Genomic DNA, 13793 nt, shown 5'->3' on the forward strand with positions numbered 1-13793 from the left:
AATGATCATTCATCAAAACAAAATTAAAGAAAGTTCTTTCCTTATTACTGGGGGGGCGGGTTTTATTGGATCTAACTTAGTTGCTTTTTTACTACAGCACAATGCAAGAAAAGTTCGTGTATTAGATAATTTTAGTAACGGACACCGAAAGAATATTGTTGATTTTATTTCGAATCCTGCTTTTGAGTTAATCGAAGGAGATATACGTGATTTATCCACATGTAAAACCGCATGTGAAGATATCGATTATGTTTCGCATCAGGCAGCATTGGGTTCCGTTCCCAGATCAATTAATGATCCTATAACCACAAATGAAGTGAATGTCAACGGGTTTCTTAATATGTTGGTTGCAGTAAAGGATTCTAATGTTAAAAGAATGATTTATGCAGCCTCGTCTTCTACTTATGGAGATAGCAAATCGTTACCAAAAATAGAATCGATTATTGGTAATCCCCTATCCCCATATGCTGTTACCAAATACGTAAATGAATTGTATGCTCACGTTTTTGCACTTAACTATGGCGTAGAAACAATCGGTTTAAGATATTTTAATGTTTTTGGGCCTAAACAAGACCCAAATGGTGCTTATGCGGCCGTTATTCCTTTATTTGTTCAGGCTATTCTTGATGGTCAGTCACCTTTTGTAAATGGTGATGGGGAGCAAACAAGAGACTTTACTTATGTAGACAATGCTGTTCAGGCTAATGTTAATTCTATGTTAGTAGAAAACATTAAGGCGGTAAATCAAATCTATAATATTGCTGTTGGTGATAGAACTTCTATAAAACAGATGTTTCAGATTTTAGTAAATATTGAAAATAAACAGTTAGAACCAACTTACAGGGAAGACAGAAAGGGTGATGTGAGAGATAGCTTGGCTGATATTTCAAAAGCCAATGAACTGATTAATTATAGTCCAAAAGTTAGATTCGAAGAAGGACTAATAAAAACATATAACTGGTATAAGAATAACCAAGCATTTATAAAGCAATGTTAGAAGATGTAAAACTGATTGATTTACCGAAAATATTGGATGAACGCGGAAATCTTTCATTCTTTGAAACCAACAACCATCTTCCATTCGATATTAAAAGAACATATTGGATTTATGATGTGCCTGGAGGAGAAACTAGGGGGGGACATTCTTATAATACAAACGAAGAGTTTGTAATTGCCCTGTCCGGAAGCTTCGATATAATTTTAACAGACGGTTTTGAAGTGAAAACATTTTCTTTAAATAGATCTTATTACGGTTTATATATACCTTCCGGCATTTGGAGGCATATGGGGAATTTTTCTACTAATTCTGTCGCTTTTGTAGCCGCCTCTACAGATTATGATCCATCTGATTACGAGCGTGATTATGCAGCATTTATTAATAAGAGATAATGGAAAACATTACAGTTTATAATTGCAATACTTTTGAACTTCCTAAGATCAAAGATAGGGCAGGTAATATCACAGCTGTTCACAATGATATTGAAATTCCTTTTTCTATCAAGAGAGTTTTTTATCTGTATGATATACCTGGTGGTGAATCTAGAGGGGCCCATGCACATAAAGAGTGTCATCAATTTCTTATAGCGGTTAGTGGGAGTTTCGAGATACTATTAGACGATGGCAAAACTAAAAGAATTGTACAATTAAATAGGCCTTATTTTGGACTACACATCCCTCCTGGCATTTGGGCTTCTGAGATAAACTTTTCTTCTGGGGCTATCTGCTTGGTATTTGCTTCCCATTACTATTTGGAAACAGATTATATTAGACATTATGAAAACTATTTAGATTATAAAAATGGCAAGTAAAATCCATCCCTTATCTGATGTTCAATCTGATAATATCGGTGATGATACATATGTATGGCAATTTTCAGTTATACTACCAAAAGCTAAAATTGGAAGTAATTGTAATGTGAATGCAAATTGTTTTATCGAAAACGATGTAACTATTGGAAATAATGTTACTATTAAATCAGGAGTGCAAATTTGGGACGGTGTAATATTAGAAGATAATGTATTTATAGGTCCCAATGTAACTTTTACTAATGATCTGATTCCTAGGTCAAAAATTTATCAGGATGAGGTTATTAGGACTTTGGTATGTAAAAATGCTTCAATAGGTGCAAATTCTACTATTGTAGCAGGGCATTCGATTGGAGAATATGCATTTATCGGTGCTGGTAGCGTAATAACTAAGGATATTCCCCCTTTTACCGTGTGGTACGGAAACCCTGCCAGTCATAAAGGTTTTATTACTAAGGATGGCATAATTTTAGATCTTAATCTGATAGATAATAAAACGGGAGATCAATATTCCTTTTACGAAAACGAATTTAGAAATGATTAAATTTTTAGACCTATACAAGATTAACCAAGTTCATAAAGAAGAGCTTTTAGATGCCTTTTCTAGGGTTTTAGATTCAGGATGGTACATTATGGGGAATGAGCTCAAAACCTTTGAAAAAGAATTTGCAGCTTACTGTGGGGTGAAACATGCTATTGGAGTTGCAAATGGATTAGACGCCTTGATTCTAATAATCAGAGCCTATAAGGAAATGAGTATTTTTAAAGATGGAGATGAAATAATAGTTCCTGCAAATACTTATATCGCTAGCATTCTTGCTATTTCTGCAAATAATTTACTCCCAGTTCTTGTTGAGCCTGACCTTGATAATTTTAATATAGATGCTAATTTAATCGAAGCAAAAATCACTTCTAGAACAGTAGGTATTTTACCTGTACATTTATATGGCCAACTGGCCAATATGGATAAGATCAATAAAATTGCCCAAAAATATAAACTTAAAGTTATAGAAGACTGCGCCCAATCACAAGGAGCTGTTAATTATGATGGTGAAAAGGCAGGCAATCTTGGCGATGCAGCAGGCTTTAGCTTTTATCCGGGAAAAAATTTAGGGGCATTGGGTGATGCTGGCGCTATTACTACAAATGATGACCAACTGGCAGTAACACTAAGAGCATTATTAAATTATGGTTCGCATGTTAAATATGAGAATCTATTTAAAGGCTTGAATAGTAGGTTGGATGAATTGCAAGCTGCTTTGTTAACTGTCAAGTTGAAACATTTAGATAGTGAGACATTGGTCAGAAAATCTATTGCCAATAGATATATCGATGGGATAAAAAATAAAAAAATTGTATTGCCAAAGGTTGAAAATCAAGATGCCCATGTTTGGCACTTATTTGTTATTAGGACTGACAATAGAAACCATCTTCAACAATATTTAACCGATAATGGTATACAAACGATTATTCATTATCCTATTCCACCTCACAAACAATTAGCTTATAAAGAATTTAAGTCTCTTGATTTAAAAATTACAGAAAACATTCATAACGAAGTGCTTAGCCTTCCTATCAGTCCTGTTATGGATTTAGATGAAGTTGATAAAGTTATTAAGTTGCTTAATGAGTACTAGTTTTATAAATAAAGTAAAAAAAGTTACTTTTAATTGGGTAATTATTACTGTTTATTCTAAATTACGTGTTTTAAAATACTGGATGTTGTCTGATTGTAAGCGTATTAAAGGGAGCGCAATCCGAAATTCACCTGTTATTACAAATGGTATGGGTGAAATATTATTTGGAAATAAGGTTAACCTAGGCGTTAAAATATCACCATTTTTTTTGAATACATATATTTATCTAGAAGCTAGAAATGAAAAAGCATTTATCTCAATTGAAGATGGTGTTTGGATAAATAATAATGCACATATCATATCTGACGGTCCCGGCATCACAATTGGAAAAGACACATTAATTGGCCCTAATTTTACGGCCTATGATAGTGACTTTCATGATTTAAGACCTGATAAGCGATTAACTGGTATTCCTTTGACCGGTGCAATAGTAATTGAACAAAATGTTTTTATTGGATCAAATGTGACCATCCTGAAAGGAGTTACGGTTGGAAAAAATGCCGTAATTGCCACAGGATCCGTAGTTACGAAGTCTATCCCTAAAAATGCAATTGCTGGAGGTAATCCATGTAAGATAATTAAAGAAAATATAGCAGAATGAAGTTGATCAAAACCTCCTTTTTTTCAGCTATAATAACATTTATTCGGATAAGTTCGGGTTTCGTAGCTGGTAAAATTGTTGCAGCAATTACCGGTCCGGCAGGTGTTGCACTTATAGGGGGCTTCACTAATTTTATTGCTGTTATTTTAACCTTTGCAAACGGGGCTATAAATTCTGGGATTGTAAAATATACTGCTGAATTTAATAATAATGAGCTTAAAATTAAAGAATTATTTAGTACCTCATTAAGGATTTCTGTAGTATGCTCGGCGGTATTTGGATTTATCTTAATCATTTTTGCCCCTTATTTGGCAGAGTGGGTATTATCCAATTCGATTTTTACTAATCCAATTAGGGTGTTAGGTATTACAGCTATCCTATATTCTTTAAACACGTTGCTCATCTCAATTTTGAATGGAATGAGACAGATTAAAACATTCACTATAGTAAATACATCAGGTACTATAATTGGATTAGCGCTTACTATTATCCTGGTTTATTATTATAAGCTTCAGGGGGCGCTTTATTCTCTAGTACTAGCTCAATCAATAGTTTTTTTTCTCACGGTAGCTTTGTTATATAAAAGCCCATGGTTTTCTTGGAGTTTTTTCAAGTCGCCCTTTAACAAAGATCTCGGAAAAAAATTGGCCGGATACAGTCTAATGTCTATAGTTTCTGCTGTTACAATTCCTGTTTCCCAAATTATTTTAAGAAATCTCCTTATTGCCCATATTGGAATTAATGAGGCTGGTTACTGGCAAGGCATGATGAGAATTTCGGATGGCTATCTTTTATTAGTCACTTCATCGTTAACTACCTATTATCTGCCCAAATTATCTTCTTTAAAAACTAATGCAGAACTACGTAGTGAAATCTTTAATGGCTATAAAATTATTTTGCCAGTTGTATTTGTTGGATGTATTATCATCTATATTTTGAGGTTTTTTATCATAAAAACATTGTATACCACTGCATTTTTAGAAATGGAACATTTGTTTCTTTGGCAATTAATTGGAGATTTTTTCAAAATAGCAACATTTCTATTGGGTTATTTAATGGTAGCCAAAGCAATGATCAAACATTACATTGCTACAGAAATTATATTTAGTACAACATATGTAATTTTTGGTTATATATTTATAAATCATTTTAAATTAACTGGCATTACTATTGCTTTTGCGATTAATTATTTCGTTTGTTTTATTTTTATGATATTTGTATTTAAGAAAATCCTGTTTCGAAAAAAAGGATAATTTTATAATAAAATAATAGATAAGACCTAATTCCTTTTAATAAAACAGATCACCATATATTATGGCTAAAACCAAAACTCTGCAGGTAGACATATTGATAATAACTTATAATCAAGAAAACTATATTGCAGAAGCAATTGAAAGCGCACTTAAACAAACGTATGAAAATTGCAGGGTTATTGTTGCTGATGACTGCTCTACAGATTCTACGCGGCAGATAATTGATAGGTATCAAAAATTAGCGCCAAATAAGCTGATAAAAGTATATAATGAAAAGAACGTTGGAATTACAGCAAATTGCAACGCCGGATTTAAAGCAGTAACTGGAGATTACTTCGTGATAATGGGTGGAGACGATGTTTTATATCCAAATAAAGTTGAAGAGCAGCTTAAATGGTTTGGGGAAAACTCAGATAAAATACTTTGCGGACATAATCTGGATTTAATTGATGAGTCTTCAATCCACTTTGGTACTTATAATACTCTATCGAAAAAACCAGGTAAGGGTGCATTTCAATGGATAGAATTAGGGATGCTTCAAGGCTGTATGTCTATCATGATTAAGTTAGATACGAAAAAGGAAATTGCTTTTGATGAAAGATTGATATATACATCAGATTTGAAATTCTTTATAGATTTTTTGGGCATCGAAGGGAAATATGGGTTTTCTGAAGAATATTTAGGCGCATATAGAAAAACTGAAACATCTATTACTGCTAGTAAATGGGATGCCTGTGTTAGAGATGCAGCAATGATGTATGATATATTGAAAATAGAAGGCCCGGCATCATTTCAGAAATTTATTAAAAGAGGAAAAGGATATGTAGTCGATTATGGAATAGCTTTAAGAAATTTCAATAAAAAGGAGTATAAACGAAGTTTTAATGAATTTATAAAAATAATTTGTAAAGATGTAACCTTTTTGAAAGCATATTTAAGATTGGCTCAGGTTACAGTTGCTTTATTAATTGGGAAGAAATGAAAAGAATAAAATTCATTGGTTTATTTATACTAGTCTTCTTTTATATTTTCGGCCCTGTTTTTCGACCTATCGGTGCATGGATGGATTTAATATTCGTTACGTCGTTAATGCTCTCATTTTATGGTGTATTTGTCGCTAAATTGAAAATACCAAGGTACTTTTCGGTATTTTTTATTTTAGTTTTTGTATTTGCATATGTGCTGGTTTCTATTTCCATGTACCCACCAACTGCTCAAGAGGATTATATCAGGGTAATATTAATTCCTATAAGAATCCTATTTACAATGTACGGTGGTTACGTAATAGTTCATTTACTTAGTGTAAACTATGAAACTGAATATTTTGTATCACTTCTAAAATTTATTTTTATCTCGATTGTCGTACATGCAACAATTATGGCTTATCAATTTTATGATCCTGATTTTAAAGAGCTGATTTATTTGTATACATCGACTGGAGACTACCGAGGTTCAAACGAATATAATTTTAGGATGGGAGGTTTAACAGGAAATCCAGGAGATTCAGTATTGTCTGTAGTTCAGTCTTTAGGTATTATCATTATTCCATGGATATATAAAAATGTTAAAGCATACTGGAAAATATTGACAATTTTAGGTGGGGTTTTAATATTCTATTCCATCCTAATTTGTGGTAGAAGCGGAATTTGGTCAACAATTATTTTTCTTCCGGCATCAATATATTTTTCTTCAGATAATAAAGGAATTGCGTCATTGATTAAATTAGTACCTAAAGTTTTACTTTTTTTGGGATTTTTCATAGCTGTTTTATTTTTATTTGATAAAACAGAGGCCGACTCCCCATTAAATTATGCGCTAAAAAGAAGTTTGGATACCTTTTTGGATTATAAAGAATCTGGATCGTTTGATGATCATACAGTTGATGTTTTAACCTCACATGTATTCTTGCCAACAGACCCTATTACTCTATTATTTGGAGATGGAGAACATGTCGTGAACACACAATTTACAAGAACTTTATTATCTGATATAGGTTTTGTTCGCAATATATGGAGTATGGGTATCTTTATTGCCTTTTTATTTTGGTATCCAATACTATATTATACAATGATTGCATTTAAACTACTTAAGAAGTATAAGCCGGCAGGATTACTTTTCTGTTTTTCATTGATTATGCTGATTTTTCATGCAAAGGAGAGTTACTTATATGTTAGGATGTTCCTTTCTATCTACTCATTAATGTTATGTTCATTATATCATAGTATAAGAAAAGAATATCATCAGCTGAATTGATTATGTATATTATTGCTAAATTTTATTTTCTTTTAATCAGATTCGCTAGACGGGTGAAGATGATTTTACTCAAGCCATTGTTTAAAAAATATGGTAAGAATTTTATCTTCGATCCTAATGGAGTGTATAGTTACCGTACAATTCAAGTTGGAGATGATGTCTTTATTGGCCCCGGAGCTACTTTATCTGCAAGTGAAAGTGGGATTGTTTTTGGCAATAAAATTATGCTAGGCCCGAATGTTACGATGATGGGAGGAGATCATAATGTTATGGAAATTGGTAGATATATGTATGATGTTGTTGAAAAAAAACCAGAAAACGATATCCGAATTGTTGTTGAAGATGATGTTTGGATTGGATCTGGAGCAACCGTGTTAAAAGGAGTTACTTTAGGTGAAGGCTCTATCGTAGCTGCCGGAGCTGTGGTTAATAAAGACGTTCCACCTTACGCCATTGTTGGCGGAATTCCGGCAAAAGTATTGAAGATGAGATTTACTGAGCAAGAAATAATTATGCATAAAAAACGTATTGATAATCCAAACGTTAGCTAAACTTAGTTGTTTTTTGATATAAAATAGGGAATTAGCCAAAACATAATTTTAAAATACTAAGAATAATCGTTCGACTGTGATTGGTCATTCTAAAAACCGAAGAAACTAAAAAATTGCTCAATGTGTGGAATAAGTGGGATCCTTAATTTTAATCAACAAGAAGTTGATAAAAACTTAATTACAAATATTAATAATATGTTGTCACATAGAGGACCTGACTCTGGAGATGTGGCAATTATAGGAAATGTAGCATTAGGACATAGAAGATTAAGTATCATTGACCTTTCAGAAAGTGCGAACCAGCCTATGGTGGCAAATGATAACTTTACCATTGTTTTTAATGGTGAAATTTATAATTTTCAAGAAATCCGTGAAAAGCTCATTGCAAACAATATAACCTTCAATACCAATTCTGATACTGAAGTTGTCCTCAAATCATTTATAGTTTATGGTACTGATGCATTTAAGCTGTATAATGGCATGTTTGCCCTTGCGATTTATAATCACAGCTCTAAAGAATTGGTTATTGCCAGAGATCAGTTTGGAATTAAACCTTTATATTATTTTTTAAACAAAGATGTGCTTGTGTTCGCCTCGGAGATGAAATCTATTCTTTCTTATCCTGGCCTTGAGTTTACGTTGAATAAACAGGCGCTTGTAGAATATTTCTGGTTTGAAAATGCACTTGGCGATAACACTTTCTATAATGAGATAAATGAAATAAAACCGGGCACCTTTGTTAAGGTTAATGCTGATGATTTTAAAGTGGAAACGTATTTTGATATAAATCAGATAAAAGAAATAGAGATCACTGAAGAAAAAGCCGCTGAGAAGATAAAAGAATTGTTTGAAGCAAGTGTTAAAAGACATTTAATTAGTGATGTTCCGGTGGGTGTGTTTTTAAGTGGCGGAGTCGATTCATCGGCCATAACGGCCTTTGCTTCAAAGCACTATCAAGGTAAGCTCAAAACATTTAGCGTAGCTTTCGATTTTGATAAAGGTGTAAATGAATTAAATTTAGCCAAAGAGGTTGCAGAAAAATATAATACAGATCATCATGAGATTAAGATTACCGGTGCCGATCTTGTGGAAGTCCTCGAAGAACTTGTAATAGCTCATGATGAGCCATTTGGGGACGCTGCAGATATACCATTATATCTTCTTACGAAAAAATTAAAAGGGACCATAAAAGTAGTACTTCAAGGGGATGGAGGGGATGAGTTTTTTGGAGGGTATAGTAGATATTTAACGATTACCAACTCTAAGAAATATGCGCGTTTTTCTTTTGTCTCAAAATTGATTTCTTTCTTGGGTACGAAAAATCCTAAATTACTACGTATACAGAGATTTTTAAATGCTATTGGTCAGAAAGAACCTTTTAAGCGAAATGCGCTATTGCTTACTATGGAATCCAAATATTCTAATCCACTTCAGGTGCTTAATCGAGATTTTTATAAAGAGGTTGATCAGCTTGACCAATTTAAAAGATTTAAAGAAGTTTATGATTATTATCCAAAGGATATGGATCCAACACAAGCTGTATTTTATACAGATGTCCAAACTATTCTGAAAGATACTTATTTTGAAAAAGTTGATAAATCGACAATGGCAAATTCAATGGAAGTTAGAGTTCCTTTTATAGATAAGGAATTAACAGAATTTGCTCTAAGTATTCCTGCTAGAATCAAAACGAAACAAGGCGAGCAAAAATATCTGCTAAAAAAAGCAATGGATCAAATTGTTCCAGATAAGATCCTTTATGGTAAAAAGAAAGGCTTTGGTGTTCCATATGCTTATTGGTTAACGACTAGTTTAAAAGATTATTTCATTGAACAAATTTCAACTAAGGAAGCAGGAGCTTACCTTGATAAAAATAAAATTATAGAAATGTTCGAGATACACAAAAAACATGAAGGAAATTATGGTTTTATATTATGGAAAACACTTATTTTTGCAATTTGGGTAAATAATAAGTCAAAAATAATGAATAATTAATGGCTCTTCGAAGTAATTTAAATAGATGTTAGTGTGCGGGATAAAGATATGAATGGAATAGTTTTTATTTGTGGAGCTAACGATTTCCATGCAATGGATAAATATTGGCTTACCGCGAAGTTTGTTTCTCCTGGGAAAGTTCTTCTATTAACTGACTCAATCGAATATGTTGGTCTACCTAGGTTGATCGCAGATGATTTTCCAGTTCATCGCCTTTTTATTATTGACAAATTTGTATTGAAAAGGCAGTCTTCCCTTGGAAATATTTGGCGAAATGTAGTGAAATTGCTATTCATTCCAATCCAACTATTTTATTTGAAGAAATTTTACAAAAGGCACCCAAATTATATCTTTCATGCAATACCAATGTATTATATGATACTGTGCTATTTGGCAAAGATACCTTTTGTTGGAACCCCTCAGGGAAGTGAGATATTAGTAAGGGCTTTTAAATCAGTTTTTTACAGAAAAATGGCTGTTAATGCCCTAAGAGCCGCAAAGCATGTTGTAGTTGATTCTCTTAATATGCAAAGCAGGGTTTATGAATTATCTGGTGTTAGGGCTTCTTTAATTAAAAATGGTTTTGATACTAAAGATATTTTGAAAAATACGGGTGATCAAATATCTAGAAATGTTGTTTTGTCTGTTAGAGGAATAAATCCCCTATATAGAATAGATGAAATATTAAAAGCAAGGGTTGCTTCAGGCATAGATATACCAATTTCTTTTGTATATCCAGCAGCCGAAGAAGATTATAAAAAACAATTAACGAAAGACTTTATAAATGCCGATTCGGATTTGGGAAGATTGAGTAAGCCTGAGTTATATACAGTAATGAAAAATACTCTATTAGCCATTTCAATTCCTGCAAGCGATTCTTCTCCAAGATCGGTATATGAATGTATCTTTGCTGGCGCAATTGTTGCAGCAACCTATTCCCGATATATGGATGAATTACCTGTATGTATGAGGGAACGGATTTATATTGTGGATATTGATGATGAAAAATGGTTTGATAAGGCAATAGAATTTGCTAAGAAAACAATAAAAAAACCATTTCAACCTTCTGAGGCTGCACTCGAAATGTGCGATCAGGAAAGGACAATAAAGAAAGTTATTGAAAAGGTTTATTATATAAATAATACTAATATTATCGAAAACATAGCATAAAATGAGTAATAATAGAATATATCAAATATGCACAAATTGTGTTATGGATACTTCGGATTCGAAAATAGTTTTCGATGAGAAAGGCGTTTGTGATCACTGTAATGATTTTTATCAGAATACAAAACCAAACTGGCATACAGATGAAAAAGGTTTAGCGGAGCTTGACGACACAATAAAAAAAATTAAGAAAGAGGGAGAAGGAAAAGATTTTGATTGTATACTAGGGATGAGTGGAGGAGTAGACAGTTCTTATTTACTCCATTTAGCAGTAACAAAATTGGGGCTTAGACCTTTGGTTTTCCATGTTGACGGTGGTTGGAATTCGGAATTAGCGGTAAACAACATCCAGGTAATGATTGATAAACTAGGCTTGGATTTATATACAGAAGTAATTAATTGGGAAGAAATGAAGGACTTTCAATTAGCCTTTTTCAAATCTGGTGTACCACATCAAGATATTCCTCAAGATCACGCTTTTATCGCAACCCTTTATAATTTTGCAGATAAGTATAATATCAAATACATTCTAAACGGAGGTAACATCTCAACAGAATGCGTTCGTAATCCGATGGAATATTTATATTATGGTACTGATATGGCTCAAATTAGAGACATCCGTAAGAAATTTAGTACCAATCCAATGAAAACATATCCATTCAGTCCGGTATTAAGACATAAATTCTATTTAAGATATGTGAAAGGTGTTCAGGTAATTAAACCATTGAATCACATGCCATATGTGAAAGAAGATGCTTTAAAGCTATTGGCGGAAACCTATGGTTGGACACCTTACCCTCAGAAACACTTCGAATCTAGGTTTACAAAGTTTTACGAGGCTTATTGGTTGCCAAAGCGTTTTGGATTCGACACTAGAAGAGTCCAATACTCAAGTTTGATTTTAACAGAACAGATGTCGCGAGAAGCTGCTTTAGAAAAATTGAAGAAGCCTGCATATAATCCCGAAACAATCGAGGATGAATTTAAATACATCGCTACCAAACTTGGAATCAGTGTTGCTGAATTACGAAGCTATTTCGACATGGAAAAGAAATTTTATTGGGATTACAGAAATCAGCTAGCCATGTTTAAAACCGGAGCTAAAATATTGAAATTCTTAGGGATAGAAAGGTCGATTAAACGATGATAACGATTATAGATTACGGTTCAGGTAATATTAGTGCTATTGGCAATATCTATGAAAAGCTAAACATTCCTTTTCAAATTGCGAAAACACCAGAAGATGTTGTAGGTGCAAAGAAAATATTTTTGCCCGGAGTTGGCGCATTTGATGAAACCATTTCAAAACTTGATGAAACCGGCTTTAGGACAGTTTTAGATAAAGAAGTGCTAGAAAATAGCGTACCAATTATTGGGATTTGCGTAGGTATGCAGATTTTGGCAGAACGAAGTGATGAAGGTAAATTGCCTGGCCTTGGCTATATCAAAGGTCAGGTTAAGAAAATTGACGAAACCGCATTAACACAGAAGCCAAAATTGCCCCATTTAGGTTGGAATACAGCAGAAGTGCAAAAACCAAATCAATTATTTAACGAGATAGACCACGAAATTGGATTCTACTTCCTGCATACCTATTATTTTGAGTGTGAAAACCAAAACGATGTTTTGGCAACTACAACTTATGGCAAATCTTTTGCCTCTGCGGTAAGTCATAATAATGTGTATGGAATTCAATTTCACCCAGAAAAAAGCCACCATAACGGTGTAAAATTGCTTCAAAATTTCGCGCTAATATAATGCTCAAATCAAGAATTACCCCATGCCTGTTGGTTCATAATAAAGGACTGGTTAAAACTACAAATTTTAAGGATTCGAAATATGTAGGAGATCCTATCAACGCTGTTAAAATCTTCAATGAAAAAGAAGTAGATGAATTGATGGTTTTGGATATAGATGCTACAGTAGAAGGCCGTGGCCCCGATTTCGAATTGATTAAAAACCTAGCGGTTGAATGCAGAATGCCATTTTGTTATGGCGGAGGCGTAACAACTGTTGCTGAGGCTAAAAAAATTATCAGCTTGGGAGCTGAGAAAGTGGCACTAAGCGCTGCAGCTATTAACAGGCCAGAGCTTTTGCGTGAAATTGGAAATGCAGTTGGTGTACAAAGTGTGGTAGTGGTGCTAGATGTAAAAAAGAAAGGCTTTTTAGGGAGTTATGAGGTTTTTACGCACAACGGTAAAAAAGCATCTGGTGTAAAACTAAAAGACTTTTTACAAAAATTAAATGAAATCGGCATCGGTGAACTGGTTGTTAATTCTATTGAAGACGATGGGAAAATGACCGGATTCGATTTTAAATTATTTGATCTCGCAAGAGAAGCGACCAGCATGCCAATGACAATTATCGGTGGCGCAGGAAGTTTAGACGACATTAAACAAGCCATTTCCAGATACCAAACGATTGGAGTTTCGGCGGGAAGCCTTTTCGTATTTAAAGGAAAATATAGGGCCGTGCTCATTAGTTATCCCGACCGTAACGAAAGAAAAGAATTATACCAGATTAAATAGTTG

At 33.4% G+C, this 13793-nt stretch carries 15 protein-coding genes; all 15 read left to right on the plus strand.

Annotated elements, in window-relative coordinates; translation table 11 throughout:
* Position 1 precedes the first annotated feature (1 nt).
* The 15 genes from DBR40_RS22910 to DBR40_RS22980 all read left to right on the plus strand — a co-directional run bounded on the left by DBR40_RS22910 (position 2) and on the right by DBR40_RS22980 (position 13790).
* Positions 2-997: an SDR family oxidoreductase gene (locus DBR40_RS22910; RefSeq protein WP_124562063.1), complete on the plus strand. Its 996-nt coding sequence runs from the start codon at positions 2-4 to the stop codon at positions 995-997.
* Positions 991-1389: a sugar 3,4-ketoisomerase gene (locus tag DBR40_RS22915; protein ID WP_124562064.1), complete on the plus strand. Its 399-nt coding sequence runs from the start codon at positions 991-993 to the stop codon at positions 1387-1389. Before DBR40_RS22910 ends, DBR40_RS22915 begins: the two co-directional genes overlap by 7 nt.
* Positions 1389-1808 carry a sugar 3,4-ketoisomerase gene (locus tag DBR40_RS22920; RefSeq protein WP_124562065.1) on the plus strand — a complete coding sequence of 140 codons (420 nt, stop codon included), beginning with the start codon at positions 1389-1391 and terminating at the stop codon, positions 1806-1808. Before DBR40_RS22915 ends, DBR40_RS22920 begins: the two co-directional genes overlap by 1 nt.
* Positions 1798-2349: an acyltransferase gene (locus DBR40_RS22925; protein ID WP_124562066.1), complete on the plus strand. Its 552-nt coding sequence runs from the start codon at positions 1798-1800 to the stop codon at positions 2347-2349. Before DBR40_RS22920 ends, DBR40_RS22925 begins: the two co-directional genes overlap by 11 nt.
* The gene (locus tag DBR40_RS22930) at positions 2342-3442 is read left to right on the plus strand and encodes a DegT/DnrJ/EryC1/StrS family aminotransferase (protein ID WP_124562067.1); all 1101 of its coding nucleotides are present in this window, start codon (positions 2342-2344) and stop codon (positions 3440-3442) included. The genes DBR40_RS22925 and DBR40_RS22930 overlap by 8 nt, the downstream gene beginning before the upstream one ends.
* Entirely contained in the window at positions 3432-4043 is a 612-nt protein-coding gene (locus DBR40_RS22935; protein WP_124562068.1) for a DapH/DapD/GlmU-related protein, read from the plus strand. The genes DBR40_RS22930 and DBR40_RS22935 overlap by 11 nt, the downstream gene beginning before the upstream one ends.
* Positions 4040-5296, plus strand: a complete 1257-nt coding sequence (locus DBR40_RS22940) for an O-antigen translocase (protein ID WP_124562069.1) — start codon at positions 4040-4042, stop codon at positions 5294-5296. The genes DBR40_RS22935 and DBR40_RS22940 overlap by 4 nt, the downstream gene beginning before the upstream one ends.
* A 61-nt stretch (positions 5297-5357) precedes the next feature.
* Positions 5358-6278, plus strand: coding sequence for a glycosyltransferase family 2 protein (locus tag DBR40_RS22945; RefSeq protein ID WP_124562070.1), 921 nt, complete (start codon positions 5358-5360; stop codon positions 6276-6278).
* A complete protein-coding gene (locus tag DBR40_RS22950) occupies positions 6275-7549 on the plus strand; it encodes a hypothetical protein (RefSeq protein WP_124562071.1) in 1275 nt (424 codons plus the stop codon). The genes DBR40_RS22945 and DBR40_RS22950 overlap by 4 nt, the downstream gene beginning before the upstream one ends.
* Positions 7550-7608: 59 nt before the next feature.
* A complete protein-coding gene (locus DBR40_RS27315) occupies positions 7609-8100 on the plus strand; it encodes an acyltransferase (RefSeq protein WP_199748415.1) in 492 nt (163 codons plus the stop codon).
* 120 nt (positions 8101-8220) lie between these two features.
* Positions 8221-10095 carry an asparagine synthase (glutamine-hydrolyzing) gene (gene asnB / locus DBR40_RS22960; protein WP_124562073.1) on the plus strand — a complete coding sequence of 625 codons (1875 nt, stop codon included), beginning with the start codon at positions 8221-8223 and terminating at the stop codon, positions 10093-10095.
* Positions 10096-10143: 48 nt separating this feature from the next.
* Complete coding sequence (locus DBR40_RS22965) at positions 10144-11265, plus strand: glycosyltransferase (RefSeq protein WP_124562074.1); 1122 nt, start codon at positions 10144-10146, stop codon at positions 11263-11265.
* Position 11266: 1 nt separating this feature from the next.
* The gene (locus tag DBR40_RS22970; RefSeq protein WP_124562075.1) at positions 11267-12409 is read left to right on the plus strand and encodes an N-acetyl sugar amidotransferase; all 1143 of its coding nucleotides are present in this window, start codon (positions 11267-11269) and stop codon (positions 12407-12409) included.
* Positions 12406-13020, plus strand: a complete 615-nt coding sequence (hisH, locus tag DBR40_RS22975; protein WP_124562076.1) for an imidazole glycerol phosphate synthase subunit HisH — start codon at positions 12406-12408, stop codon at positions 13018-13020. Before DBR40_RS22970 ends, hisH begins: the two co-directional genes overlap by 4 nt.
* Entirely contained in the window at positions 13020-13790 is a 771-nt protein-coding gene (locus DBR40_RS22980) for an AglZ/HisF2 family acetamidino modification protein (protein WP_124562077.1), read from the plus strand. The genes hisH and DBR40_RS22980 overlap by 1 nt, the downstream gene beginning before the upstream one ends.
* Positions 13791-13793 lie beyond the last annotated feature (3 nt).

It is taken from the genome of Pedobacter sp. KBW01 (assembly GCF_003852395.1).
Classification (GTDB): domain Bacteria; phylum Bacteroidota; class Bacteroidia; order Sphingobacteriales; family Sphingobacteriaceae; genus Pedobacter.

Coding starts and splice junctions, on each gene's coding strand:
- DBR40_RS22930 (WP_124562067.1), top strand. CDS start 2,342: ATGATTAAATTTTTAGACCTATACAAGATTAACCAAGTTCATAAAGAA.
- asnB (WP_124562073.1), top strand. CDS start 8,221: ATGTGTGGAATAAGTGGGATCCTTAATTTTAATCAACAAGAAGTTGAT.
- DBR40_RS22925 (WP_124562066.1), top strand. CDS start 1,798: ATGGCAAGTAAAATCCATCCCTTATCTGATGTTCAATCTGATAATATC.
- DBR40_RS22920 (WP_124562065.1), top strand. CDS start 1,389: ATGGAAAACATTACAGTTTATAATTGCAATACTTTTGAACTTCCTAAG.
- DBR40_RS27315 (WP_199748415.1), top strand. CDS start 7,609: ATGATTTTACTCAAGCCATTGTTTAAAAAATATGGTAAGAATTTTATC.
- DBR40_RS22950 (WP_124562071.1), top strand. CDS start 6,275: ATGAAAAGAATAAAATTCATTGGTTTATTTATACTAGTCTTCTTTTAT.
- DBR40_RS22940 (WP_124562069.1), top strand. CDS start 4,040: ATGAAGTTGATCAAAACCTCCTTTTTTTCAGCTATAATAACATTTATT.
- DBR40_RS22915 (WP_124562064.1), top strand. CDS start 991: ATGTTAGAAGATGTAAAACTGATTGATTTACCGAAAATATTGGATGAA.
- DBR40_RS22970 (WP_124562075.1), top strand. CDS start 11,267: ATGAGTAATAATAGAATATATCAAATATGCACAAATTGTGTTATGGAT.
- DBR40_RS22980 (WP_124562077.1), top strand. CDS start 13,020: ATGCTCAAATCAAGAATTACCCCATGCCTGTTGGTTCATAATAAAGGA.
- DBR40_RS22910 (WP_124562063.1), top strand. CDS start 2: ATGATCATTCATCAAAACAAAATTAAAGAAAGTTCTTTCCTTATTACT.
- DBR40_RS22965 (WP_124562074.1), top strand. CDS start 10,144: ATGAATGGAATAGTTTTTATTTGTGGAGCTAACGATTTCCATGCAATG.
- DBR40_RS22945 (WP_124562070.1), top strand. CDS start 5,358: ATGGCTAAAACCAAAACTCTGCAGGTAGACATATTGATAATAACTTAT.
- DBR40_RS22935 (WP_124562068.1), top strand. CDS start 3,432: ATGAGTACTAGTTTTATAAATAAAGTAAAAAAAGTTACTTTTAATTGG.
- hisH (WP_124562076.1), top strand. CDS start 12,406: ATGATAACGATTATAGATTACGGTTCAGGTAATATTAGTGCTATTGGC.